Origin of the sequence: Hydrococcus rivularis NIES-593 (assembly GCF_001904635.1) — a bacterium.
GTDB lineage: Bacteria > Cyanobacteriota > Cyanobacteriia > Cyanobacteriales > Microcystaceae > Hydrococcus > Hydrococcus rivularis.
The window spans coordinates 1-24,195 of sequence record NZ_MRCB01000014.1 but is presented as its reverse complement, the minus strand read 5'-3'; the positions used below and the strand labels follow the sequence as shown (position 1 = coordinate 24,195).

Below are 24,195 nucleotides of genomic sequence, written 5' to 3'. Positions count from 1 at the left end.
TAAATGACAGACAATCCCAGTAAAGTTATCTATGATATAAAAAGTAATAAATCTTTAACAATATTCATGGTTGTTTCCGATTCTCAATCAGAGCGATTCAAAACCTTCTTGAAAAATAAAGTTCTTTTTGGCAACGAGCCAACCCCTGAGTTGATTGCCATCTTGTGCGTTTATTTCGTTCAGGGAATTCTTGGCTTGTCACGCTTAGCAGTCAGCTTTTTTCTCAAAGATGACCTGGGTCTTAGTCCCGCTCAAGTGGCAGCTTTAGTAGGTGTTGCAGCCCTTCCTTGGACGATCAAACCCGTTTTTGGCTTTCTTTCTGATGGCTTGCCGTTGTTCGGCTATCGTCGGCGCTCTTATCTCGTCTTTTCGGGCATTCTAGGCGCACTTGCCTGGGGAGCGCTAGCGACGGTCGTCAACAGCCCCTGGGCGGCGACGGCAGCGATTCTAGGGGCTTCCCTCTCTATTGCCATTAGCGACGTAATTGTCGATTCCCTGGTAGTAGAACGGGCGAGGAAAGAATCTCTGGGGCAAGCAGGTTCTCTGCAATCGCTCAGTTGGGGAGTTTCAGCCTTGGGCGGATTGGTGACTGCTTACTTGAGCGGGTTGCTGCTAGAGCATTTTAGCAGCCGGACTGTCTTTGGCATTACTGCCACTTTTCCGCTGCTAGTCTCTGCCGTAGCCTGGTTAATTGCTGAAGAAAAAGTCAATCGCCGCGATCGCTCTGAATCTGAGAAGGCAACGGAAACGCCGGGCATACGGCACCAAATCAAGCAATTGTGGGGAGCGATCGCCCAAAAATCCATTCTCTTGCCAACTGCTTTTATCTTCCTATGGCAAGCGACTCCCAGCGCTGACTCGGCTTTTTTCTTTTTTACAACCAACGAACTCGGTTTTGAACCGGAATTTTTAGGGCGCGTGCGCCTCGTTACCAGTCTGGCTACTCTGTTGGGAGTTTGGCTATTTCAACGCTTCTTAAAAACCGTTCCGTTTCGGAAAATTTTGGGCTGGAGCATCGTTATTTCTACCCTGTTGGGAATGACCAGCCTGCTTCTAGTGACGCATGCTAACCGCGCTTTGGGCATCGACGATCGCTGGTTCAGTTTGGGAGATAGCCTAATCCTCACCGTCATCGGACAAATCGCCTTCATGCCCGTTCTGGTGCTTTCGGCACGCCTGTGTCCTCCTGGCATAGAAGCCTCCCTGTTTGCCTTGCTGATGTCGGTTTGGAATCTTTCAGGCTTATTATCTCAAGAACTGGGAGCTATACTTACTCACTGGTTGGGAGTCACGGAAAATAACTTCGATAAGCTGTGGTTGTTGGTATTAATTACTAATCTCTCGACTCTCCTTCCCTTACCCTTGATCCGCTGGCTGCCAAAAGGCGACCCGCAAGAATCGACTGCTGAAGGTTCGATAAATCGCTCCCTACCACTAGCAGAAGTCTACGAACATCATGCGACAGGCGCGATCGTAGAACAGCCTTTTATGCCCGACTTAGTTCCAGAATTCGTTACCACCAAAGAAGACAGATGACGGCAATTCACAATTCACAATTCACAATTGGCAATTCATCTGAAAAATCTTACAACCGTCAAGACTGGCAAAAAGGATACGAATCTCAGCCCAACGAATACAGCTATTGGGTTGATGACATTGATGGAGAAATTCCTGCCGATCTAGAAGGAACGCTATTTCGCAACGGACCCGGATTGCTCGATATTCACGGGACTCCCCTTCGACATCCCTTTGACGGCGATGGAATGGTATGCGCTATGACCTTTCAAAACGGTCGCGTCCATTTTCGCAACCGCTTCGTCCGTACAGAAGGTTATGTCGCCGAACGGAAAGCAGGGAAGATCTTGTATCGCGGCGTTTTCGGCACCCAAAAACCTGGCGGCTGGTTGGGCAATGCCTTCGATCTCAAACTTAAAAATATCGCCAACACTAACGTTATTTACTGGGAGGATAAATTACTTGCTCTGTGGGAAGCTGCCGAACCCTATCGCTTAGATCCCGCGACCCTGGAAACGTTGGGACTGGACTTTTTGGATGGAGTTTTAGAACCTGGAGATGCTTTTTCTGCCCATCCTTGCATCGATCCCAGTTGCGAAGCGGATGGGGGCGAACCCTGTTTGGTCAATTTCTCGGTGAAAACGGGGCTTTCGAGTAAGATTACCATCTACGAATTCAATCCCCAGGGCAAACTTCTGCGCCGCCACGCCCACAGCGTTCCCGGCTTTTCCTTTATGCACGATTTTGCTATTACGCCGCACTACTGCATTTTCTTTCAAAATCCAGTGATGTTTAATCCCCTTCCCTTTCTATTTGGATTTCGGGGTGCGGGAGAATGCGTCCAATTTCAACCGGGGCGATCGACTCGTATTATCGTTATTCCTCGGACTGCACCTTATCAAGAAGTAAAAACGTTTGAAACGCAGTCAGGTTTTGTGTTTCATCATGCAAATGCGTTTGAGTTGGGCGATCGCATCTGCATTGACTCGATCTGCTACGAGTCTTTACCCCAGGTCAATCCCGATGTTAGCTACAAAGAAGTAGATTTTGATGCCCTCGCACCAGGACAACTGTGGCGATTTACCCTAAACCTCGAAGATGGAAAAGTGCAGCGTCAAATGCTAGAAAGTCGTTGCTGCGAGTTTCCAGCCGTTCATCCCGATAAAGTGGGGCGTTCCTATCGCTATCTGTATCTTGGTGCAGCGCACGATGCTACGGGCAATGCCCCTCTACAAGCGATTCTTAAAATCGATTGGCAAACCGGAGAACGTCAACTTCACTCGTTTGCACCGAAAGGCTATATTAGCGAACCGATTTTCGTTCCTCGACCCGATGCTAAAGCGGACGATGAAGGTTGGGTGCTAACTCTGGTTTACGATTCCAGTCGCCATCGCTCGGATGTAATCATCCTAGACGGACAAGATTTAAATAAAGCTCCCCTTGCGCGAGTGCATCTGAAGCATCATATTCCCTACGGTTTGCATGGTAGTTGGACTTCATCAACTTTCGGGAATTAGACTAAATACCCAAATATTTTTAGTATCATTCGGAAGAAACCTAAAATCGAGGAGATTATGGGACTTTTTGACCAGGTTATCAACGCCATTAACGATCCCAATCAACAAGCCAGCACCGACCAAATCGGTCAGATTATAGGTGTAGTGCAACAACTCGCTAGTAGTAAAGGGGTCGATCCCTCCGTTGCCCAAACCGTTACATCGGTTGTCGGCAATTATGTTCGTTCCTCACTCAAGCAGCAACAGGCAACAGGCGGTAGCCAACAAATATCAGCCATCCTCGACCAATTTAGCGGCACGCAGGCAAATCCAGCCGCCGTGCAAGCCTTATTTAGCCCGCAACAGCAGCAACACATCGCCCAAGATGCCGCCCAAAAAACTGGTTTAAACGCGGATACTATTCAATCTATGCTGCCACTCATCGTTCCAGCGATCCTGAACTTGTTGCAATCGGGCAGGCAGGCTGGTGCCGCCTCTGGTTCGCCTGCGGGGAATTCGGTACTCAGCAGTTTTTTAGATAGCGATTCCGACGGAGATGTCGATATCGGAGATGCCCTTTCGTTTGCCAGCCGCTTTCTGAATCGTTAAGAGATGGGGGATTGGGACAACATTCCAATCCCCAGCTACTGCCACTCATCCCAATTTTCATTAAAGATTGAAGTATCGGGAAAAGCAGTTGGATTGCCGCTTTCGTTCAATACGCGCTGGAGTTCGAGTAATTTTCTCTCTTTGATAATAGGGGTTTGGTCAACTAGCTGATAGGGCAAAATTTTGCCATCATCTAACACAAACGCTGCTGTTATACCAGCCGCCGCCCCCGACGACCACTCAAAGGAATGGACTCGATAGGCTGCTGCGGCAATGTGGCTGACAGCGATACTTTTTCCTGCCACTAACAAATTATCGATTCTCTGGGGAATCATCGCCCGCAGGGGAATCTGGAAGGGATAAGCTTGTCCTGCGCCTCGACGTTCTCCTTCTCGTTCCGTATTTCCGGGGGCTTCTGGGGGTAATTGAGTCATACAGGGATGGAAATCGATCGCGTAGTGACCGATTCCCACCGAATCGGGATAAATAGTAGAACGCTTGCGCCGCTTGACGGCATCGGGCGAAACCTTGCCGCCAATGACATCTAATCCTTCTAATCCTGCTAAAGTCGCTTGCAGGCGACGATAAGTTTCGGGGGATAGGGTTTGGCGATAGTAGTCATCTTGGTAGTTGCGGCGGGAAATATCGATTTCTGTAATCGAGAAGCCATCTGCATAGGCATAGGAAGGTCTTCCTAAAATTCGCCGTCCTTCGCGCATGTAGGGATACTTAGACAAACCGTGTGCCGTTCCCATAGGAGAATCTAATCCTGCGAGGAAACGATTATTGGGATTGGGTTTTTTCACGCCATCTCCCAGTTGAGAATCGGTCGTTCCCATTACCAGCCAGTAAAAGTATGCCAAGGCGTGGTCTTCACCTCTGCGGAGGGTTTCTGTCCGCAATCCTCCCATCCAACCGCCGGGGTTTAATTGTCCGGTTGCTTTGAGTTGTTCGCGGGTGTAAATGAGATTATCTTGAGAGGTTCCCGGACGATAATCGTTGCCCCACGTCCAGTTTTGCATGGAAATATCTCCAGGCGTGGGAGCATCAAAGGTCACGCCGCCAAATGTTTCCGATTGTCCTTCTTGGGGACTCCAAATGCGTCGATAGGTGAAAACTAAATTGAAGTTGGCTAGACGTTCTAATTCATAACTGAAGTAGGGGGCGTGCTGGAGATAAAATGGAGGCATCTCATGCTTTTGCGATTCCTCGGTCGCTTCCATGGCGAAGGTGTAAGTAAATCCCTGGGTGCAATAGGGATCGGCAGTCGCGCTAGAGGAGGAGGGTTCTAGATAGGAACGAGGATCGATGCCCAAGCGATAGGGAACATCTGCTAGACCAACGATTTCTCCGGTTTCAGTTGCTTCGATAACGTACCAGTCAGCGGGTTTTTGTTGGTTGGAAGCTTTGGGAACGAAGCGAACGATGGTTTTTTTGAAGCGGGGAGAATCTTCGTAGCGATAGGCATCTTCAATGGTTTTTGAGAGGGGTTCGCTATTGAGAGGCGGTGCGCCTTCGGCAGGGCTATGTTGAATCGCGATCGCGCCCTTAATTTGTTCTCCCGTTCCTCCATTCGGGACTTTGCCGATCTCTAACTCTTTAATAACGGTGGTCGGATACCATTTCAGCGTTCCTTTGCCTTTGCGGGCGGCATCCTGTAATTGTTCCATCAATAGTTGATGACCGTCGCTAGGAAGAAAACAGGATTCGCTAACCCAACAATCGCCAGGATTGAGTTTGTCGTATTTCTTTTCGATCCGCTTTCTTAATTCTAGATAGCCGCGAGGATAGAAGAGACGTTCCCGCTGGGTTTGACGTTCGTCTAGGGCAGAAGTTCCCTGAGAAGAAATTTGTCCTCCCACCCAGTCGGTAATTTCTGTCAAACAAACGGTTTTTCCTTTCAATAAGGCTTCATAAGCTGCTGCCGTTCCCGCTAGTCCGCTGCCAACAACCAAGATATCGCATTCTACCGTTTGGTCGGGATTTCTCGGCGGTGCAGCAAGAGTTAGGGGAGACATGGATTCCCAAACAATTAGACTCACGGGAATGGAAATAACACTCCGCCACCAATGACTGACAATCTTTTTCAACATTATCTAGCAATTATCTATGTTTCATACTTTATTATCGAATCTTCAGTACTCATCGATCGCTTTTTCCCGATTCCCGTTCCCTAAATTAATGCAATTTAGATTGCGAAAAAATTGCCGATTTTCTTACAAGTCGTCCCAAAAGTATAAAACGTCATGTTGAGCGAAGCGAAACATCTAAGTACACCAACTATCATAGATTCTTGGTTACGCTCTCCTGCACCCAGAATGACAAAATGGACTTTGGGGATGTCCTCTTAGATAGGGTTAAACTTTTCCGTTGCCTCTCTCCAACCTTTGCACAAGTGCCAAAATAGTAGATATTGCAGGAATTCTCTTGACTTGTAAAGCCAATGTCTTATACGCCCAAGTATCTTAGCGGTAGCGAAATCCGACAAAAATTTCTAGACTTCTATGCGCAGCGACAGCATAAAATCTTACCCAGCGCTTCTCTCATTCCAGAAGATCCGACGGTATTGCTGACTATCGCTGGAATGCTACCGTTTAAACCAATTTTCCTCGGTCAAAAGACACCGGACTACCCTCGCGCCACCACCTCCCAAAAATGCATCCGTACCAACGATATCGAAAATGTGGGACGCACTGCCAGACATCATACCTTTTTCGAGATGTTGGGCAACTTTAGCTTTGGGGATTATTTTAAAGAAGAGGCGATCGCTTGGGCGTGGGAACTGTCTACTGAAGTTTTCGGATTGCCACCAGAACGTCTTATTCCCAGCGTCTTTGAAGAAGATGACGAAGCATTTGCTATCTGGCGCGATAAAATCGGCATTCCTCCCCACCGGATCAAGCGCATGGGGGCAGACGATAACTTCTGGACATCTGGTCCCACAGGTCCTTGCGGTCCCTGTTCGGAAATTTATTACGACTTTCACCCAGAATTAGGAGACGAGAACATCGATTTAGAAGACGACAGTCGCTTCATCGAATTTTATAATCTGGTGTTCATGCAATATAACCGCGATGCACAAGGAAATCTCACTCCCTTACAAAGCAAAAACATCGACACGGGAATGGGACTAGAAAGGATGGCGCAAATCCTGCAACAAGTCCCCAATAACTATGAAACCGATCTAATTTTCCCCATCGTTAAAACGGCGGCGGAAATTGCAGGGATTGATTATTCAAAAGCAGACGAGAAAACCAAAGTATCTCTAAAAGTCATTGGCGATCACATTCGCGCCGTAGTCCATATGATTGCCGATGGGATTAGCGCATCGAATATCGGTCGCGGTTATGTATTGCGTCGCCTCATTCGTCGAGTTGTGCGTCACGGGCGTTTAGTTGGAATCGAAGGCGTTTTTACACCTCAAGTTGCTGAAGTTGCGATCGCGCTGGCTAAAGATGTTTATCCTAACGTTATCGCAACAGAAGAAGACATTAAAGGTCAACTGCAACGAGAAGAGTCCGCTTTCCTCAAAACTATCGAAAAAGGAGAAAAACTACTCACAGAAATTGTCCAGAAAGAAAAGCAACAGATTTCTGGCGAAGATGCCTTTACGTTATACGATACCCATGGCTTTCCTTTAGAACTAACCCAAGAAATCGCCGCAGAAAACGGTTTAACTGTCGATGTAGAAGGGTTTGAGAGGGAAATGGAGAAACAGCGCCAACGCGGCAGAGAATCTCACAAAACCATCGACCTCACCGTACAAGGTAGCCTAGATAAACTGGCAGAACACATTCATTCGACTGAATTTGTTGGCTATACTCAGTCTCAATCGACTGCCAGAGTCGAAGCTGTTTTAGTAGATGGAAAAACCGTCGAAGCGGCAGAAGCAGGAGAGCAAGTTCAGATCGTTCTCGATCGAACGCCTTTCTATGCGGAGTCTGGGGGACAAATTGGCGATAGAGGTTATCTCACTGGAGATAATTTACTAATCCGTATTGAAGACGTCCAAAAAGAATCGGATTTCTTTGTTCATTTCGGTCGCGTCGAACGGGGTATTATCCAGGTAGGCGATACCGTCACCGCACAAATCGATCGCGCTTGTCGTCGTCGCGCCCAAGCCAATCATACCGCAACCCACCTATTGCAAGCAGCACTTAAAAAGATCGTCGATGATTCGATTTCTCAAGCGGGTTCTTTAGTCGCCTTCGATCGCTTGCGTTTCGATTTTAACTGTCCTCGTGCTTTAACTCAGGAAGAATTACAACAAATCGAGGAACAAATTAATACTTGGATTGCCGAGGCGCACGATGCTCAGATTTCTATTATGCCCCTAGAAGAAGCAAAAACCAAAGGCGCGATCGCGATGTTTGGGGAAAAATATGGCGCACAAGTCCGAGTCATCGATATTCCTGGCGTTTCGATGGAATTGTGCGGTGGAACTCACGTGAGAAATACCGCAGAAATCGGACTGTTTAAAATTGTCTCGGAGACGGGGATTTCTTCTGGAGTCCGGCGGATTGAGGCAGTTGCCGGTCCTGCGGTTTTAGAATATTTAAACGTGCGCGATAAAATCGTTAGAGAGTTGAGCGATCGCTTTAAGGCTAAACCCGAAGAAATCAGCGATCGCATTACCAGTTTACAAGCAGAATTAAAAGCGACTCACAAGCAATTAGAAGCTGTCAAACAAGAACTGGCGATCGCAAAATCCGATCGATTATTAGCACAAGCAGAGTCAGTCGGCGCGTATAAGGTTTTAGTTGCAGAAATGGGAGATATCGATCCCGATGCGCTGAAAACTGCTGCCGAAAGATTGCAACAAAAACTCGGCGAAGCTGCTGTTGTTTTAGGTTCCATTCCTGAAGAAGGTAAAGTCAGTTTAGTTGCTGCTTTTAGTCAAAAAGTGAATAAAGACAAGAAGCTACAGGCCGGTAAATTCATCGGCGAAATCGCCAAAATCTGTGGCGGTGGCGGCGGTGGAAGACCGAATTTAGCTCAAGCTGGCGGGCGCGATCCGAGTAAGTTGAAAGAAGCGTTAGAAACTGCCAGGAAACAGTTATTTAAAAGCTTGCAGTAATTCGTAGGGTGGGCAATAATTGTCTATTTTACTCCAAATTGTTAAAGCTTTATATCTTGTTTACCATAACCAGTAAACATTAAAATCTTGCCAAGAAATTTATTTCTTGGCTAACAGCATAAGTCCATTAAAACTGAGATATTGCACCATTCTCAACGACTGTTCTTGTAATTAATTTCCTGTCCGTAAGTTATACCAATTTTCAGGTTTTCGCGATGACATTCTTTACCCCTCTCTCTATTTGGGAGAGGGGTTAGGGGTGAGGGCGATCGACCATCTCTGTCATTAATGAATGAAAAATGATATTAGGGAAAAAAGAAAACTTAACAAAAGAGGAATAACCAGTGACCAGTGGATTAAAAAACAGCTGGTCACTGACTATAAAGGACGTACTCTTTCTATTTAGGCAGATAAAACCATCTTCTAAGAAGAGTGCTTTCTGAAAAATCCGATCGGCGATCGCGCTTCTCGCTTTTAAGGTATTATATTTGTTTCTTACGGGCTTGGAGGGACTCGAACCCCCGACCTTGTGGTCCGTAGCCACACGCTCTAATCCACTAAGCTACAAGCCCTTGGTTTCATTCAACAGTATACCATAGTATCACAGATTCTAGCGATGACACAAGATCTAACTGGCGATCGAAAACTTTCTCATCTCAATACCCAAGGAGAAGCCCAGATGGTAGATGTTTCCCACAAACAGTCTACCCGACGAGAAGCCATAGCCGCAGGTCAGGTGCGGATGTCAAAACATACCTTTGAAGCGATTGAAGCAGGAAATTCCCACAAAGGAAACGTTTTAGGAACGGCAAAAGTCGCCGGGATTATGGCAGCCAAACAGACTGCTAATTTGATTCCTCTGTGCCATTCCCTGCCTTTGCACAAGATAGACGTTCAAATCATTCCCGATGCCGAACTCCCCGGCTACCAAATTCGGGCTTCCGTCGCCACTAAGGCAGAAACGGGTGTAGAAATGGAAGCCCTGACAGCCGTTTCAGTAGCTGCTCTAACGCTCTACGACATGGCAAAAGCACTAGAAAAGTCAATCCAGATCGAGTCAATTTGCTTACTCAGTAAAACTGGTGGAAAATCGGGAGATTATCTCAGCCAGAAAGATTAAAATTATTTAAAATTAGATCAAATCGTATTTGTGACAGATTGCAGCAAACAAGGCAGCTAGAGCAGTGATTGCCAAGGCAATTAGCGGATGTTGTCCTTGGCTGACGGCAAAGGAAGTCACGACCCCAGCGCCTAACCCAGCAGTTAATGCTGCCCCAACAAAATCTTTATCCGTGTTTTTCTTGTACATAAACGTTCTATCCAGTAGCTAAATGACTGACGAGAGAAAATAGTGTTCTCAAAAATAGCACTCCGTTTCGAGCTGCTGAATAGCAAACTGAAATATTGCAATCAAGCTTTAGATTTAGCTAATTTTCTTAACAATAGAATGGAGTCTCGAACGATACATTAGGATACATTAGATCGAGATGGAGTCCAGATTATTGCGCGATTTATGTCCAAAACTCATACTGTTGAAATTCGTCACCAAGGCAATACCCATATCATCCAAGTTTCAGAGGAGCAAACTATCCTAGAAGCGGCTTACGCTGCGGGAATAGATTTGCCGAGTTCTTGCCATGCCGGGGTTTGTACCACTTGTGCGGCTCAAATTCTTCAGGGAGAAGTCGATCGCGGCGATGCGATGGGAATTTCTCCCGAACTGCAAAGCGAAGGTTACGTATTATTATGCGTTGCTCGTCCTCTTAGCGATCTAAAAATCGAATCGGAGAAAGAAGAAGCGGTCTATCAGCGGCAATTCGCACAGCCTTAATTCGGGCAAGAAATCGACGATCGCTCAGATGCGAATGATTGGCTGGGATTATCCATTCAATCCCAACAACCGCTTAGTGTGGATTACGGCTGCGATCGTCACGATTTCTTCTTTTACCCGATAGATGATGCGATAGGTATAGGCGTTTTTTTCTAGGATAGCTGGGTCGCTAAATTCAGGAACGACCGACCCAGTGCAAGGACATTCGATGAGGTCGCGGGTGGTATCGACAATCTTTTTTACCACCGCTGCCGCATAGGAAGGCGAGTCGCGGGCTATGTAGGTGGCAACTGCGTCTACATCTTCAACTGCTTTAGAAGACCAAACTACTCGATAAGCCATTTTCTTAGAAGCCCTTCGACCTCCTCCTGTTTCAGCCCATTTTCTGTGTCTGCAATATCAAGTCCTTGACGGACTTTTTCCAGGACATATAGATGATACTGGATATCTTCAATTGAACAATCATCTGGTAATTGATTCAAGATAGATTTAATGGCTTCTTTGATAGTATTCATACAGATATTACTGATTTTTAAAAGGTTAGAGAAATTATTAAGGTTAAATTAAAATTGCGATCGCCTCAATCGGAGTAGAGGACATCCCAAAAGTCCATTTTGTTATTCTGGGTACAGGAGAACGTAACCAAGAATCTCTGTTTGGAATTGGTATGCTAGATGGATTTTCGAGTCAGTAGAATACAGAATTTTTTTCCTTTTCCCTTTCTCCCAATCGACAAAAATTTTGTCTCTCATCTAACTCAAAAGTGCAGTAAGATGTTTGACTTCGCGATCGCCAAGCTCAACATGACATTCCATACTTCTCAGACAACCTGTTAGCTACTTCGAGCGCGGGCAACAGTAACGAGCTATTGCCAATGCGTTCTACTGTTGGTAGCTGCCTATTAGGAAATAGTATAGTATCTTCACCCGATAGAGTGAAGAAAAAGTCAGGGTTCTTAAACCTTGGAATGTATGCTCTCTTGCTCTTTATAGAAAAAATAAGCGACAAAAATAGGGGATTTAGAACCAGAAAACTCCCTCTGCTAACTCCTCGTTCCTTAGATAAGCGATCTATCTCTAAATCGTTTGATTAACCAATCATCGAAGCCGTTAAAAAAATGACTCCAATCGTACTAATAGCCAACCCTAGCGATCGCGTGACTGGAAAAGCGCGATCGCTAAATTTTTCTAAAATCACTTGACTAATCGCCCAGATTGTGGTATTAACGAGGGACTGAATAATTGCAAAACCGGCTAAGTATGCAACTAACGGAGTCATTTGTGCCCCAACAATTGACTCTCCATAGGCATAACCGTGAAAAATTCCGGCAACAATTGCTAAAGCGGCTAAAACAATTCCATAAAATTTAGGCGGATTCACCCTGATGTTTCTTAGTGCCAATAAGATTCCAAAAAGTACGACCGATGCAGAAATAATAATTTCAGGAGAAGGCAAGTTAACTGCTTGCAGATGAATTCCCGTTCCTAGCAGAGTCCCTAAAATAAAAACAGTGGGAATATAAATGCCGCGATCCACAACTGCCGCGATCGCGCCAATTGCCACCACAAAAGCAAAATGATCCAAGCCAATAATCGGATGGGCTAACCCCGAAGTAAACCCTTCAAAGAAGTTAGCCGGCGTATTCCCTCCGATAGCGTGGTGCGCCATCGCCTGTCGAGCAAAGCCCAAAAACGCGATTGCGACAACGGTGGAAAGCGTACCAATCTTGAACCACCGTTGACTAACTGTTAAATTGAACATCCTCTGTACCTCGCAGATAGATAGAAAAATGCCAGTTCTTTTATCGGCGGGCATCCTGACTCATCGATTTTAGATTTCCGATTTTGGATTGATAACTCACTAGATTGCTACTAATCCAATCCAAAATCTAAAATCCTTTCATCCAAAATCAAAAATCAAATCACAGTTGCGGGACAGCGTTGGAGTTGCACCAAACTTTCCCCGTTACCTCTAATGGCTGCTCCCTATTAGAACCGATAATCTGGCATCATACTATTATTGAGAACGCAAAATTCAAATAGCTTGGGCAATGACGGTACGATGTCGGGGACTATTAGGAATGATAACAGGGTTCTTAAACCCCGCTTCAAGCAAAGCTTGTTTGATATCCAAAGCAAAATATTGACCGAGAAAGGGTTCTGTACTTTTGAGTAACGTCAAAACGTAAGGCGGCATTTTCTTGTAAGCCTCAGAGTGAGGATTCATATCCATAAGAGTGAAATATCCGCCGGGACGCAACAATCGGCGTGCCTCGCGCAAGATTTCCCTAGCTGCTTGTTGAGGAAGTTCGTGAAACATCAAAAAAGCAGAGACTAGATCGAAAGAAGCATCCGGTAAACCTGTCGATTCCGCAGCAGCATGTATCCAATCAATCCTGGCGTTGCGTTCTCTAGCCCGATATTGGGCTACAGCTAGATAGTAAGGAGACAAATCCAAGCCAGTAATTTTTGCTTGGGGATAAACCTTTTGTAGCGCAAAGGTACTCAGTCCTACGCTGCAACCCATGTCTAAAATATCTTGAGGCTCGATCGAGAGTTGTGCCCCTAAGACATCATGATAACTCTGGCGAAGCTTTGGATCTCCATTAATCCCTGCGCCTTGCCAAATTGTGGCATGAACGGCATAAGCAGCTGATTCCAATTCTAAGGCAGCATCCCAGTTTAAATTCCCTTTTTCGTAAGCATGGAAGGAACGCAGATAATAATCGGGATAGATTAATTGGGAATTTTCTACTGTAGCGAGTTCGCTTTCCCAGTCGTGAGATCGCAACTTTTGTACGTTTTCCCGCCAAGGCACGCCAATTTTTTCTGCCCGTTTAATCATCATGTTGCGGGCTTGGTGTTTTGCTAGGTTAGCTAAAGGTTTGATGGAAAGTATGCCATCGATCAGATAAGAAGCTAATCTCAATTGCGTTTTAATTGATGTGGCTGTCATGGAAATTCTTGATGTGAAGTTGATTTAAATTGACTGTATCTCTTTTTTGGGACCTACATAAACCCGCGATCGCGCAATAGAATAGAAGTAGAGTCCTCGAAAGCTAGAATTTGAGAGACGCTATTGCGCCTTTAGCGTTCTGTTTTTTTTCATTACTGTGTTTTAAATCGAGATCGAGATAGCAGCCACGTTCCTATCTCGGTGCAGTTTGGTCGTTTAGTAGACTTGGTCAGGAAACGGCTTATGTTAAATTATCCATCATTGCATCAAGAACCGCGTTACGCACCAGCAGGAGTAATTCCCCTCAATCGAGATCGTTCGCATCTAGATTGGTTAGCAGCCCATGGTCGTCTTATTGCTCGCCAACGCGAAGAAACCGAAGATCGGTTGCTCGATAGTATAGATTTATCGGATTTACTCGATGTAGAAGAGGATATCTTTGAGGGTACCGAAGTTGAAACCGACCAGGAGTTCGATACCCTAGACGAAGAGTACCTCGACGAAACCACATGAAGCCCTCAATCTTCTCAACCTTGTGGCAAAAATCTTACTGTCTATTATTTTCCCATTAATGGGTCAAAATCAATTACAAAAGTAGGTAAGAAAGGCAAAATTGAAAAGTTTCGGGAAAAATTCTATTTTTCTCGAACACGCCTTTCATTGTCTGGCGCGATTCGGAGAATAAGCGCGATGCCCCTACTCAATCGTCGATATTGGTTTCCATTACTAATAATTTTAGGGGCTGTACCCGCGATCGCGCAAGAAGCTAACTTCGGGCAATTAAAGCTGGCTAGCGGTTTCGATAAAATAACGGCTGTCGTTAGCGGCTACACTAGCGGCTCTTACTCTCTATCGTCTATTGCCAACACAGATCGATATCGCAGACCTTGCGTTGGCTACGGTGCGCCCAACCCCGATCATATCTTAGTACTGGAAAATGATTTTCCGAAACTGGCATTGCAAGTAGACAGTGGTGGAAAAGATACCACCCTGGTTATTCGAGGACCGGATAAAAATACGATTCGCTGCAACTTCGGCACCAATGACAGCCAAGATGCTCGCATCGAAGACAGTGACTGGAAAGCAGGACGATACGAAATCTGGGTCGGCTCGATGAAGTCCGGTCAGCGTTTAAACTATAGACTATCTGCCCAGTAATGGGATAGAATTATGAAAGAACAAAATTAAGATAATGGAGCAATCTAGTGACTCAGCGACTAAAACGATGGGAGTCGCCGCGTCGCCAAGGACGCAACGATAAGGGGAAAGGCGGTTCGGCACGACAAAGACAACTGAAAAAACAACAACAAATGCTGCGCAAAAAGCTAAAAGAGAATTCTCAAGCCAAGCAGCCAAATCAACAAGAGGGAAGAGAAATAAATCTCTTCCCTCTAATTTTTTGTCGGGCGATCGCGTTCTATTTTTTTTATTTTAAGCAGCAACTTAATAAAGTTCCCTATTCTCGTGCTGAATTAATATCATTTTTCATTCATTAATGACACAGATAGTCGATCGCCCTCACCCCCAACCCCTCTCCCAAATAGGGAGAGGGGTGAAGAATGTCGATCGCGAAAACGTGAAAATTGGTATAACAACTGGCCCCGCTGCCAAAAATTACATTTTGTAAAGAAAAAAAAGCGATCGCTTTCTGGGATTTTCCGTTGCGATCGCACTAATTTTTCCGTTGCGAGTTTAAACTGAAACTTCGCTCAACTCGCGGGTCATATGGTCGAAAGGCTCGTCTACAAAAGAAGTATCTGACACTCCAGCCTCAAAGACCAACTCTTTAACCATTTCTTTCATAATTTGAATGCCTCGCACCGTTGGTCCGATGGGCACTCCTAGAGAATTATAGGTTTCTCGCAAGCCTTGCAGCACCCGTTCGTCCAAGACATTAGTATCTCCCGCAACCAGCGCATAACTGGCATAGCGCAGGTAATAGTCCATGTCCCTCAAACAAGCCGAATAACGACGAGTCGTATAGGCATTGCCTCCAGGACGAATCAATTCTGGAACTTCTTCAAATAGTTGAGACCCCGCTTTTTTGACGATGACAGGAGAATTGGCATTAATGACGGCTGCTGCGGTGATGCGGGCGGTGCCAGACTCGAAATAAGTCTTTAGCTTGTCCATTGCATCCCGATCCAAATAACGTCCTGTCACGTCATAGTTTCTAATCAGCTTAGTAACTGCATCTCGCATTAAATTTTTCTCCCAACAGCAATTTTTTTTTAGTGGCTTAACAAAAAAGCCTTATTTTTTAGCTTGCTCGAGGAAGCAGCGCGAATCTCTTCACGCTGACCCTTGAGTTTCGATCTATTTATTTATAATCCCACAGGGATGAACTGCTATAGACTTCGTTCGAGTAAGTCATTTATGTTGTTTGACAATATCGTTACTTTTCTATAGATTTCTTCATAAATAAAGCCCAACAATCAATAGTTAGTATAGTTAAATACATTTTTGTATTGTTTACAGATTTGAGTGCGATCGAGATAGAAAATTTTGTATCAAATAATACAAACCAAGAGCTAACCTCTCTCTACGATGAATGATTCGAGACATAAAATACAGTTAAATCCGCAAGGAGTCATCCATGCCCGAAACGCCCCAAGAAGTCTTGAAGATGATTCGAGACAACAACATTCAGATAATCGACCTCAAATTCATTGACATGCCAGGGATCTGGCAGCACTGCTCTTTTTATCAAGATCAAATTGACGAAAGTGCTTTCGTTGATGGGGTTCCCTTTGATGGTTCGAGCATTCGGGGTTGGAAAGCCATTAATGAATCTGACATGGCAATGGTACCCGATCCAAAAACTGCATGGATCGACCCCTTCTACAAAGAGCCAACCCTGAGCATGATCTGTAGCATTAAAGAGCCTCGCACGGGGGAATGGTATACTCGCGATCCTCGCTCTATCGCTCAAAAAGCCGTTGATTTCTTAAGAAGTACTGGCATTGGCGATACGGCTTTTTTTGGTCCTGAAGCTGAATTTTTCGTTTTTGACGACGTTCGCTTCGATCAAACCGAAAGTCAAGCTTATTACTATGTAGACAGCGTTGAAGGTCGCTGGAACACAGGTCGCATAGAAGAAGGCGGCAACTTGGGTTACAAGCCTCGCTATAAAGAGGGCTATTTCCCCGTTGCTCCCACGGATACGCTGCAAGATATGCGTACCGAAATGCTGCTGACGATGGGCAAATGCGGCGTGCCTATCGAAAAGCACCATCACGAGGTAGCAACTGGAGGACAAAATGAGTTAGGTATCCGCTTTGCTACTTTAATCGATGCGGCCGACTACCTAATGACTTACAAGTACGTCATTAAAAACGTTGCCAAGAAGTACGGCAGAAGTGTCACTTTCATGCCCAAACCCCTGTTTAACGACAACGGTTCTGGGATGCACACTCACCAGTCTATCTGGAAAGACGGACAACCCCTCTTCTGGGGCGACGGCTATGCTAACTTGAGCAAGCTGGCGTTGAATTATATCGGCGGTTTGCTCAAACACGCTCCCGCTCTCCTAGCGCTGACCAATCCAACAACCAACTCCTACAAGCGTTTGGTGCCTGGTTTTGAAGCGCCCGTCAACCTTGCCTATTCTCAAGGAAACCGTTCGGCTTCCATCCGCATTCCGCTATCCGGCACAAATCCCAAGGCAAAGCGTCTGGAGTTCCGCTGTCCCGATGCTACCTGTAACCCTTATCTGGCTTTTGCTGCGATGCTTTGTGCGGGTATTGATGGCATTAAGAACGAAATCGATCCGGGCGATCCTTTAGATGTTGATATCTACGATCTCAGTCCTGAAGAGTTGGCTAAAGTTCCTTCTACTCCCGGCTCTCTAGAAGCTGCTTTGGAGAATTTGGAGAAGGATCATGCCTTCTTGACGGATTCGGGTGTCTTTACCGAAGACTTCATCCAAACCTGGATCGAATACAAACTCGACAACGAGGTCAACCCGATGCGCCTGCGTCCTCATCCCTACGAGTTTGCGCTCTACTACGATGCGTAAAAGCGATTAGCTTGACGTTGATGAGTTCATATTTTCTCATTTTTTGCCACCTCTTAAGGGTGGCTTTTTTACTTCAGTCCCAACCGCTCCCCCTAACTAGCTCTCTTTCTGGAAAGAAACCAACGAATCAATAATTTCTCTAATTCAACCCACACGAACATTAAAGTACTAAAGCCGATACAGATGAGTAACTGCTCCATCGTAAGGAACTGGGTGCCAAAAAATCTTCGCAAGGGTTCGACGTAGATTAACATTAACTGAAAGATAGTTGTTATCGCGACTGCGGCGAGTAAATAGGGATTGGAGAGAGGATTCATTTCTATAGTAAGCCGAGTACTCGAACGAACCGCGATCGCGTGACCCATTTGCGCCAGACACAGCGTTGTAAATACCATCGTTTTCCAACTATCGGGATTGCCGACTTGGCGGGCTTGGGTAAACGACCAGATCATTAAACTAATGCTAATAATGGAGAAAATCAGACCGATACGAATGATGTAAGAGCCTAATCCTCTAGCAAAAATGCTTTCTTTGGGACTAAAAGGCAGGCGGCGCATGATATTGGGATCGGCGGGTTCTACCGCTAGCGCCAGGGCGGGCAATCCATCGGTAACCAAGTTCATCCAGAGAATTTGTAGCGGCGTTAGGGGAACGTCCGGCACTCCCAAAAGTGGTGCGGCAGCAATGGTTATGACTTCGCCGATATTACTGCCGAGAATATACTTGACAAAAAGACGGATATTGTTGTAAACGACTCTGCCTTCTTCTGTAGCGGCGACGATGGTGGCAAAGTTGTCGTCTAGAAGAACCATATCGCTCGCTTCTTTACTGACATCGGTTCCGGTAATTCCCATGGCAATGCCGATGTCTGCTTGTTTGAGCGCGGGAGCATCGTTTACCCCATCTCCCGTCATGGCTACAAATTTGCCTCGCTTCTGAAGCGCTTGTACGATCCGCAGTTTGTGTTCGGGGGCGACGCGGGCATAAATCCTAACGCGATCGACTTCTTCTTCTAGCTGGCTTTGGGAGAGCTTTTCCAACTCTCGTCCCGTGAGGATGCGATCGCCCTCCTGAATAATTCCCAATTGTTTGCCGATCGCCTGGGCGGTTAACTGGTGGTCTCCGGTAATCATTATCGTGCGAATGCCTGCCTCGCGACATTTGGCGACTGCCTCTTTGACTTCCGGTCTTGGGGCATCTAACATGCCCACTAACCCCAGCCAAATCAAATTTTGTTCGATTGTTTCCGCCGAGTCAACCTCTGGAATAGCTTCCAAGGGTTTGTAAGCAAATCCCAACACTCGCAACCCGCGCCCTGCCATGTCATTATTCATTTGGAGAATTTGCTGTCGTTGCTCGTGGGTCAGAGACAGGATGCGATCGCCGAGCTGATAGAATTGACAATGATCTAAAACTAACTCTGGCGAGCCTTTGGTAAACATTAAATAGCTTACAGCTTTTAGCGATAAGCTTTCAGCCAACCGGTCGCCGATCGCCCAATTCCCAGACCAACAAATAACGCTCATCCGCTTGCGTTCGGAGGAAAAAGGAATTTCTTCTACTCGCTTGAAGTGGTGACTGAGGGCTTGTTGCTGGAAACCTGCTTTTCCTGCTAGGGCAAGCAATGCCCCTTCCGTGGGATCGCCAACGATCTTCCATTCCTCTTGTCCCTGCTGGGTAAGTTGAGCGTCGTTACATAGCGCGCAAGCCATTAACAATACTTGCAATTCCGGATAGTTCTCGATTGCGATCGCTCGCCCGTCTGTATCGAGAAACTCTCCTATGGGCGCATATCCTTCTCCCGTCACTTGGAAGCCGCTCCCAAGGATCTCAACTTCTCGAACCACCATTTTATTTTGGGTGAGCGTTCCCGTTTTATCCGAGCAGATGACGTTGACAGAACCAAGCGTTTCTACGGCTGGTAATTTGCGAATCAGCGCGTTGCGCCTGACCATGCGCTGCGTTCCCAGTGCCAAGGTCACGGTAATGACGGCAGGCAAGCCTTCGGGAACGACGGCTACTGCCATGCTTAGAGAAACTTCTACCAATTTTTGTAATTGTCCCCAACCTGCCTGAATGACTCCAATAGCAATGACGAGTGCGACTAACATTAAAGAGCCGGAAACTAGGACGTTGCCTAATTGCCCCATGCGCTGTTGCAGGGGAGTGGCTTCGGTTTCTACCAATTGAAGCATCTGAGCAATTTTACCGAGTTCCGTCGCCATGCCCGTCCTAGTGACGATAACCTTAGCACGCCCTTGAATGACTTCGGTTCCCGTGAAAACCATATTGCGGCGATCGCCTAAAGGGGTATCTTCAGCTAATCCAGGGTTAATTTTATGTTTGTGTACTGCCTGCGCCTCTCCCGTCAGCGCCGATTCCCTAACTTGCAAGTTTGAAGCTTCGATGACTTGACCGTCCGCACACAATTGCGCTCCCGCTTCGAGCAACATGATGTCTCCCGGTACTAACGTCGGTGCGTCAACTTCTATCCGGTGCCCGTCCCGAATGACTTGTACCTTGGGAGAGGAAAGGCGCTTGAGTGCGGCTAAGGCTTTCTCGGCACGGCTTTCTTGCAAGTAGCCCAGAACGCCGTTGAGGATGACGATTAATAATATGGCAATAGTATCTTTAAAAGGAACCCCTTCCTTCGGAGCGGCTGCATTCTGTAACTCTACCACATCCAGAATTCCAGAGACGATCGCGACAGCGATCAGCATCAGCAGCATGATGTTTTTGAATTGATCGAGTAAGATTTCCCAGTTACTTCGACCCGCCGTTTCTTGGATTTCGTTAATTCCGTAATGCTTTAGCCGCTGTTCGACTTCATCGGTTGTCAGTCCCTGTTGGGCATCGCTGCCTAAGATTTCTAGGGTTTTTTCAACTGGATAAGTATGCCAAGATTGTTGCTGTGCGGGCAAACAATGGGAAGAATAAGATGTAGTCACGGGCAGTCTACTCGAATCTAAATATGCTATTTGAAGGTCAACCGATAACCTAACAAATATTAAGAAACATCAAGCATTTTTGCGATCGCTCTCTCATAAAAATTTATATAAATCAACTCAATTGCTGACATAACCATTCTAAAACGATCCCAAGTTTTTCCAGTCTAGCTCGTCATAAATGACTCAATGTTCATAATTGTTCTAGACTCGCTATAAAATAATTCTTAATCAAAAAAGTTTTAAAAAATTAATATTCACCTCCTCAAGCGAATAAGTTCAAAATGAGCATTCAAAGAAAGTCTAAGATTGATATGGTAAGGGATTGCAGCAATTTATAGAAGACTGCATTTATTATCAAATATTGAAGCATGATTCCCGATCTGACCACCTCTACGTCACTCAAAAACCAACTTAGTGCAAAAACAATTCGACCCATTGCTGCGACATCGATCCACGGCATCGCTTTTCGAGGAGACGCGATGCTTGCCATCGATGCCAAAAATGGCTATCTCCTGGAAATCGATCCCTCTACCAACAATACGAAAATCCTCAACCCCCAGCACTGGCAGGACTTTGTCGGGGCAACGGGTTTGGCAGTTGCTGGCGATGTGCTCTGGTTTGCAACCGAAGAAAGCGTTTATTTCTGCTCTCTTGTTGAGGGCGATTTTACGCCGCAACTGTTTGTCAGACTGTCTTACCCAGCTAATGGGGTAGCGGTTTGGGAGTCTACAGTTTACGTGACTTGCCAAAAGACAGGCGATATTCTCGTCTTCAGTCGCGAGACGGGCAAGCAGATTACCCGTTTTTATGCGCCCGGAATCGGGGTAGAAAATCTGACGGTTAAAGGCGAGGAACTGTGGGTTTCCGATACCCTCGAACAGACAGTCTATTGCTTGGATCGAGCAACAGGGAAAGTCATTTTTAGCGTGTTGACTCCGTTTGAGTCGCCAACGGGACTAACGTTTTATATCGACCCAGAAACGGGCAAAGAAGCGCTCTACGTTGCTTACTCCCATTGGGAACCCTATATTCGAGACAATCCCAACGCCGAACCCGAACGCGAACTCCAGTACCGCGATCGTACCTTCATTCATCCCTTACATTTCCACTATTACCCCGATAAGCGCTACGCCCTCTCCAACGGCTATCTGGTAGAGATGTCCTACGTCGAAGAACTCGCTCCCTTAGATCCGATCGAACTCAATAACCTAGAATGGCGCATTGCCCTTCCGGCGGAAACGCCGCGTCAGAAAGTCAGAAAAATTGAAGCGATCGGACTGCCGTTTACCGAAGAAATTCGGGACGGACAGCGAGTAGCAGTGTTTAAATTCGACAAATTAACCGATCGCGATCGCCATATTTTTGGCTGGAAGGCATTGCTGGAAGTCTGGAGCATTAAATATCGCCTTAAACCTAAAGACTGCGAAGATCTGCCGGAACTGCCAGAAGAATTTCAAAGCCGCTATCTCGTCGATAATGACGACTTGGCAATGGATACGGATATTATCCGTAGAGCGGCAGTCGAAGCGATCGGCAGGGAAACCAATCTATTGCGCAAAATGTACAGCATTCGCAATTACGTCTACGATCGTCTTTCCTACGGCATTAAACCCCACATCGATACGCCAGATATTGCCCTCAGACGAGGCGTGGGATCCTGCGGCGAGTATTTAGGCGTGCTGCTGGCTCTCTCGCGTCTCAATGGCATTGCCTGCCGTACCGTCGGACGTTATAAATGCCCTCCCTATCCCCTCCAGCGCGGCGTTCCCCTAGAACCCGATTACAATCACGTCTGGATGGAGTTTTACCTGCCGGGATTCGGTTGGCTGCCGATGGAATCCAACCCCGATGACATGGTTGAGGGAGGTCCCTATCCGACTCGCTTTTTCATGGGGTTGGCTTGGTATCACGCAGAAATGGCAAAAGGAATTCCTTTTGAAACCTTAACAAGCGAAGGCGTTCTCGTGCCCAAAGAAAAGGTGTCGATCGGAGAGCTAGCAATCAATCACGTACAGTTTACTCTTTTAGAAGAGTTAGAGCCAGAAGAAGGGTGAGGGGGAGCGTGGGGAGACTTGGGGCACGGAGAGACTCTCAAGAAGAAGACAAGTTACCGATCGCTAACCACTAACTCCTCACTAAACCCCTATTGCCAGTCACCAATAATGGTAGGATAGGTGGAACTTGATATCGTTAGTCTGATTAAACTTAATAATCATGCATTTAAAATCTTACCTATCGCGTTTTCTGGCTTTAGTATTAGTAGTTGTCGTCGGTTTATACGGTTGTTCGTCCAGTCCAGGGGGATTAACCGGCAATTACAGCCAAGATACTCTAAATGTGATCGAAACGTTAACGACAGCAATTGACTTATCCCCCGATGCTCCTAATAAAGCAGAAATCCAATCGCTAGCACGCCAACAAATCAACGATTATATCGCTCGCTATCGGCGCAAAGACAAATCGGACGGACTTCGTTCTTTCACTACCATGCAGACGGCATTAAATTCCTTGGCAGGGTATTACACCGCCTATGGAAACCGTCCTTTACCTGAAAAGCTCAAGAGTCGTCTCAAACAAGAGTTTAAACAAGCGCAATTGGCAGTAGAGCGAGGGATTTAAAGTCACAGAAACGACAGAGACGAAACCGATTAGCGATCGCCTTGACGAACGGCTACGAGATAGCGAAAAATGTATTCGGCTACCTCAACGTAATTTTGTGCCGTTTGGGGAGAATCTGCCCAAACGGTAACCCCATGATGGCGAATGAGCAAGGCGGGAATTCGGGGTGGGGAGGCCGAAAAGCGATCGCGAATGGCACTGGCAATGCGAGGAACTTCGAGATAATTCTCAAAGACTGGTATGGCAACTTCGGGGTTTTCTTCCCACACTCCCAACCCCTTAACCATTTCCAGGGGAGGTAAAGGCAAGCTATCTCCCGCTACCCAGCTAGAGACTAAATTCGCCTCGACGGAGTGAACGTGGTAGCAAGCTTTGGCTTCTGGAAACAGAGAATAAATGGCTTGGTGAATGCTAGTTTCAGCGGAGGGACGGTTGCTCGGATGGCACAAATCGAGGACTTCGCCGTCTACCGTCACGCGAACGAAGTCATCTTCTTGCAATTGTCCTTTACTTTTTCTGCTAGCCGTAATCCAGAAGCTGCCATCAGACATCTTAGCAGAAAGATTGCCAGCCGTTCCTACCATCCAACCGAGTTGATAGAATTGGCGAGCAGAGGCAATTAAAGCAAAACGGGGATCGGGGTTCATCGGTAATCAGTAATCAATCAGTAATCGGTTATCAGTGGTAAGGGCGGGTTTAATTGTCAAAATCATCAATCTTGTTTGTATGAATCAATCCAAACCGGCCCGTACAGAGATCGGATATTCTGGGAATGCCGCGTTGCAAATTCTGAAATCGAAGCATCCGACAGTGTAGTTCAAAGCTGTTCGCGATTTCATTCACTGATGAAAATCATCAACCGAGGCTCGTATTTAGCGATCGCGATCGTACTCGCTTTAGGTTGCTTTATCTTCATTCTATTTCAGCCGATCCGGTCGGCTTTGACAATGCCCAACTCAGCGATTCGGTCTTCCGAACGCGCAGAGATTGCCCAAAAACCCGACTTGGGACAGCATTTTCAAGAACTGGAGGTTGAAGGATCGATTCTTATTTACGATCTCAACAGCGATCGGGGAGCATCCCACTTTTTGATTAAGCAGAAATACCTAAATTCATATCTCCATTTA

Annotated in this window: 22 protein-coding genes, 1 tRNA gene, 1 pseudogene and 1 riboswitch; of the genes and pseudogenes, 14 read left to right on the top strand and 10 right to left on the bottom strand. The window is 46.3% G+C overall.

Features of this window, described 5'->3' with window-relative positions; all coding sequences use genetic code 11:
- The first annotated feature begins 66 nt into the window (after window positions 1–66).
- From NIES593_RS12740 to NIES593_RS12730, 3 genes are read left to right on the top strand one after another with little or no spacing between them, the layout of a single operon-like run.
- The gene (locus tag NIES593_RS12740) at window positions 67–1,536 is read left to right on the top strand and encodes a folate/biopterin family MFS transporter (RefSeq protein ID WP_073599940.1); all 1,470 of its coding nucleotides are present in this window, start codon (window positions 67–69) and stop codon (window positions 1,534–1,536) included.
- Window positions 1,533–3,032 (top strand): carotenoid oxygenase family protein, encoded by a 1,500-nt coding sequence (locus tag NIES593_RS12735; protein WP_073599939.1) that lies wholly within the window; start codon window positions 1,533–1,535, stop codon window positions 3,030–3,032. Before NIES593_RS12740 ends, NIES593_RS12735 begins: the two co-directional genes overlap by 4 nt.
- Before the next feature lie 57 nt (window positions 3,033–3,089).
- The gene (locus tag NIES593_RS12730) at window positions 3,090–3,620 is read left to right on the top strand and encodes a DUF937 domain-containing protein (RefSeq protein ID WP_073599938.1); all 531 of its coding nucleotides are present in this window, start codon (window positions 3,090–3,092) and stop codon (window positions 3,618–3,620) included.
- Between the two features lie 35 nt (window positions 3,621–3,655).
- On the opposite strand, the gene NIES593_RS12725 is transcribed toward NIES593_RS12730, so the two are convergent.
- Window positions 3,656–5,713, bottom strand: coding sequence for an FAD-dependent oxidoreductase (locus tag NIES593_RS12725; protein ID WP_073599937.1), 2,058 nt, complete (start codon window positions 5,711–5,713; stop codon window positions 3,656–3,658).
- Window positions 5,714–6,063: 350 nt separating this feature from the next.
- Here NIES593_RS12725 and alaS point away from each other — a divergent pair, with 350 nt between their 5' ends.
- Window positions 6,064–8,697 (top strand): alanine--tRNA ligase, encoded by a 2,634-nt coding sequence (gene alaS, locus NIES593_RS12720; protein WP_073599936.1) that lies wholly within the window; start codon window positions 6,064–6,066, stop codon window positions 8,695–8,697.
- Between the two features lie 498 nt (window positions 8,698–9,195).
- Here alaS and NIES593_RS12715 read toward each other — a convergent pair.
- Window positions 9,196–9,269, bottom strand: a tRNA-Arg gene (locus NIES593_RS12715).
- Window positions 9,270–9,313: 44 nt separating this feature from the next.
- On the opposite strand from NIES593_RS12715, the gene moaC reads away from it, so the two are divergent.
- Complete coding sequence (moaC, locus tag NIES593_RS12710) at window positions 9,314–9,817, top strand: cyclic pyranopterin monophosphate synthase MoaC (protein WP_073599935.1); 504 nt, start codon at window positions 9,314–9,316, stop codon at window positions 9,815–9,817.
- A gap of 12 nt (window positions 9,818–9,829) precedes the next feature.
- Here the strand turns inward: moaC and NIES593_RS24180 are convergent, their stop codons facing one another.
- Window positions 9,830–10,006 (bottom strand): hypothetical protein, encoded by a 177-nt coding sequence (locus tag NIES593_RS24180; RefSeq protein WP_015143969.1) that lies wholly within the window; start codon window positions 10,004–10,006, stop codon window positions 9,830–9,832.
- Between the two features lie 204 nt (window positions 10,007–10,210).
- Between NIES593_RS24180 and NIES593_RS12705 the strand changes: the two genes are divergently transcribed.
- The gene (locus NIES593_RS12705; protein WP_073599934.1) at window positions 10,211–10,528 is read left to right on the top strand and encodes a 2Fe-2S iron-sulfur cluster-binding protein; all 318 of its coding nucleotides are present in this window, start codon (window positions 10,211–10,213) and stop codon (window positions 10,526–10,528) included.
- A 48-nt stretch (window positions 10,529–10,576) separates the two neighbouring features.
- Here NIES593_RS12705 and NIES593_RS12700 read toward each other — a convergent pair whose 3' ends face one another.
- From NIES593_RS12700 to NIES593_RS12685, 4 genes are all read right to left on the bottom strand, one after another.
- Window positions 10,577–10,870: a type II toxin-antitoxin system RelE/ParE family toxin gene (locus tag NIES593_RS12700; protein ID WP_073599933.1), complete on the bottom strand. Its 294-nt coding sequence runs from the start codon at window positions 10,868–10,870 to the stop codon at window positions 10,577–10,579.
- On the bottom strand, window positions 10,855–11,043 hold the full coding sequence (locus NIES593_RS12695) for a hypothetical protein (protein WP_015143972.1): 189 nt from the start codon (window positions 11,041–11,043) through the stop codon (window positions 10,855–10,857). The genes NIES593_RS12700 and NIES593_RS12695 overlap by 16 nt, the downstream gene beginning before the upstream one ends.
- A 574-nt stretch (window positions 11,044–11,617) precedes the next feature.
- Window positions 11,618–12,289 (bottom strand): HupE/UreJ family protein, encoded by a 672-nt coding sequence (locus tag NIES593_RS12690; RefSeq protein ID WP_073599932.1) that lies wholly within the window; start codon window positions 12,287–12,289, stop codon window positions 11,618–11,620.
- Window positions 12,290–12,317: 28 nt separating this feature from the next.
- Window positions 12,318–12,542, bottom strand: a riboswitch (cobalamin riboswitch).
- 20 nt (window positions 12,543–12,562) lie between these two features.
- A complete protein-coding gene (locus NIES593_RS12685) occupies window positions 12,563–13,483 on the bottom strand; it encodes a class I SAM-dependent methyltransferase (RefSeq protein WP_073599931.1) in 921 nt (306 codons plus the stop codon).
- Between the two features lie 243 nt (window positions 13,484–13,726).
- Between NIES593_RS12685 and NIES593_RS12680 the strand changes: the two genes are divergently transcribed.
- From NIES593_RS12680 to NIES593_RS25210, 4 genes are all read left to right on the top strand, one after another.
- The gene (locus NIES593_RS12680; protein ID WP_073599930.1) at window positions 13,727–13,996 is read left to right on the top strand and encodes a DUF3134 domain-containing protein; all 270 of its coding nucleotides are present in this window, start codon (window positions 13,727–13,729) and stop codon (window positions 13,994–13,996) included.
- A gap of 177 nt (window positions 13,997–14,173) precedes the next feature.
- Complete coding sequence (locus NIES593_RS12675) at window positions 14,174–14,641, top strand: hypothetical protein (protein ID WP_073599929.1); 468 nt, start codon at window positions 14,174–14,176, stop codon at window positions 14,639–14,641.
- Window positions 14,642–14,688: 47 nt separating this feature from the next.
- The gene (locus NIES593_RS12670; RefSeq protein WP_073599928.1) at window positions 14,689–14,979 is read left to right on the top strand and encodes a hypothetical protein; all 291 of its coding nucleotides are present in this window, start codon (window positions 14,689–14,691) and stop codon (window positions 14,977–14,979) included.
- Complete coding sequence (locus NIES593_RS25210) at window positions 14,979–15,110, top strand: hypothetical protein (protein ID WP_281250736.1); 132 nt, start codon at window positions 14,979–14,981, stop codon at window positions 15,108–15,110. Before NIES593_RS12670 ends, NIES593_RS25210 begins: the two co-directional genes overlap by 1 nt.
- A gap of 65 nt (window positions 15,111–15,175) precedes the next feature.
- Here the strand turns inward: NIES593_RS25210 and apcB are convergent, their stop codons facing one another.
- Window positions 15,176–15,685, bottom strand: a complete 510-nt coding sequence (gene apcB, locus NIES593_RS12665; RefSeq protein WP_015143978.1) for an allophycocyanin subunit beta — start codon at window positions 15,683–15,685, stop codon at window positions 15,176–15,178.
- Window positions 15,686–16,079: 394 nt separating this feature from the next.
- Between apcB and glnA the strand changes: the two genes are divergently transcribed.
- On the top strand, window positions 16,080–17,501 hold the full coding sequence (gene glnA, locus NIES593_RS12660; RefSeq protein WP_073599927.1) for a type I glutamate--ammonia ligase: 1,422 nt from the start codon (window positions 16,080–16,082) through the stop codon (window positions 17,499–17,501).
- A gap of 92 nt (window positions 17,502–17,593) precedes the next feature.
- Here the strand turns inward: glnA and NIES593_RS12655 are convergent, their stop codons facing one another.
- Window positions 17,594–20,449, bottom strand: coding sequence for a cation-translocating P-type ATPase (locus tag NIES593_RS12655; protein WP_073599926.1), 2,856 nt, complete (start codon window positions 20,447–20,449; stop codon window positions 17,594–17,596).
- Window positions 20,450–20,817: 368 nt separating this feature from the next.
- Here NIES593_RS12655 and NIES593_RS12650 point away from each other — a divergent pair, with 368 nt between their 5' ends.
- Window positions 20,818–22,503, top strand: coding sequence for a transglutaminase domain-containing protein (locus NIES593_RS12650; protein ID WP_073599925.1), 1,686 nt, complete (start codon window positions 20,818–20,820; stop codon window positions 22,501–22,503).
- Window positions 22,504–22,663: 160 nt separating this feature from the next.
- Window positions 22,664–23,068 carry a photosystem II protein Psb27 gene (gene psb27 / locus NIES593_RS12645; RefSeq protein WP_073599924.1) on the top strand — a complete coding sequence of 135 codons (405 nt, stop codon included), beginning with the start codon at window positions 22,664–22,666 and terminating at the stop codon, window positions 23,066–23,068.
- A 29-nt stretch (window positions 23,069–23,097) separates the two neighbouring features.
- Here psb27 and mtnB read toward each other — a convergent pair whose 3' ends face one another.
- The gene (gene mtnB, locus NIES593_RS12640; RefSeq protein ID WP_073599923.1) at window positions 23,098–23,715 is read right to left on the bottom strand and encodes a methylthioribulose 1-phosphate dehydratase; all 618 of its coding nucleotides are present in this window, start codon (window positions 23,713–23,715) and stop codon (window positions 23,098–23,100) included.
- Window positions 23,716–23,913: 198 nt separating this feature from the next.
- Between mtnB and NIES593_RS12635 the strand changes: the two are divergent.
- Window positions 23,914–24,195, top strand: a pseudogene (locus NIES593_RS12635) (hypothetical protein); the annotation flags it as partial.

Excerpts from the sequence above, each read along its gene's own strand:
- NIES593_RS12740 (WP_073599940.1), top strand. The coding sequence starts at position 67 with ATGGTTGTTTCCGATTCTCAATCAGAGCGATTCAAAACCTTCTTGAAA.
- NIES593_RS12735 (WP_073599939.1), top strand. The coding sequence starts at position 1,533 with ATGACGGCAATTCACAATTCACAATTCACAATTGGCAATTCATCTGAA.
- NIES593_RS12730 (WP_073599938.1), top strand. The coding sequence starts at position 3,090 with ATGGGACTTTTTGACCAGGTTATCAACGCCATTAACGATCCCAATCAA.
- NIES593_RS12725 (WP_073599937.1), bottom strand. The coding sequence starts at position 5,713 with ATGTTGAAAAAGATTGTCAGTCATTGGTGGCGGAGTGTTATTTCCATT.
- alaS (WP_073599936.1), top strand. The coding sequence starts at position 6,064 with ATGTCTTATACGCCCAAGTATCTTAGCGGTAGCGAAATCCGACAAAAA.
- moaC (WP_073599935.1), top strand. The coding sequence starts at position 9,314 with ATGACACAAGATCTAACTGGCGATCGAAAACTTTCTCATCTCAATACC.
- NIES593_RS24180 (WP_015143969.1), bottom strand. The coding sequence starts at position 10,006 with ATGTACAAGAAAAACACGGATAAAGATTTTGTTGGGGCAGCATTAACT.
- NIES593_RS12705 (WP_073599934.1), top strand. The coding sequence starts at position 10,211 with ATGTCCAAAACTCATACTGTTGAAATTCGTCACCAAGGCAATACCCAT.
- NIES593_RS12700 (WP_073599933.1), bottom strand. The coding sequence starts at position 10,870 with ATGGCTTATCGAGTAGTTTGGTCTTCTAAAGCAGTTGAAGATGTAGAC.
- NIES593_RS12695 (WP_015143972.1), bottom strand. The coding sequence starts at position 11,043 with ATGAATACTATCAAAGAAGCCATTAAATCTATCTTGAATCAATTACCA.
- NIES593_RS12690 (WP_073599932.1), bottom strand. The coding sequence starts at position 12,289 with ATGTTCAATTTAACAGTTAGTCAACGGTGGTTCAAGATTGGTACGCTT.
- NIES593_RS12685 (WP_073599931.1), bottom strand. The coding sequence starts at position 13,483 with ATGACAGCCACATCAATTAAAACGCAATTGAGATTAGCTTCTTATCTG.
- NIES593_RS12680 (WP_073599930.1), top strand. The coding sequence starts at position 13,727 with ATGTTAAATTATCCATCATTGCATCAAGAACCGCGTTACGCACCAGCA.
- NIES593_RS12675 (WP_073599929.1), top strand. The coding sequence starts at position 14,174 with ATGCCCCTACTCAATCGTCGATATTGGTTTCCATTACTAATAATTTTA.
- NIES593_RS25210 (WP_281250736.1), top strand. The coding sequence starts at position 14,979 with ATGACACAGATAGTCGATCGCCCTCACCCCCAACCCCTCTCCCAAATA.
- apcB (WP_015143978.1), bottom strand. The coding sequence starts at position 15,685 with ATGCGAGATGCAGTTACTAAGCTGATTAGAAACTATGACGTGACAGGA.
- glnA (WP_073599927.1), top strand. The coding sequence starts at position 16,080 with ATGCCCGAAACGCCCCAAGAAGTCTTGAAGATGATTCGAGACAACAAC.
- NIES593_RS12650 (WP_073599925.1), top strand. The coding sequence starts at position 20,818 with ATGATTCCCGATCTGACCACCTCTACGTCACTCAAAAACCAACTTAGT.
- psb27 (WP_073599924.1), top strand. The coding sequence starts at position 22,664 with ATGCATTTAAAATCTTACCTATCGCGTTTTCTGGCTTTAGTATTAGTA.
- mtnB (WP_073599923.1), bottom strand. The coding sequence starts at position 23,715 with ATGAACCCCGATCCCCGTTTTGCTTTAATTGCCTCTGCTCGCCAATTC.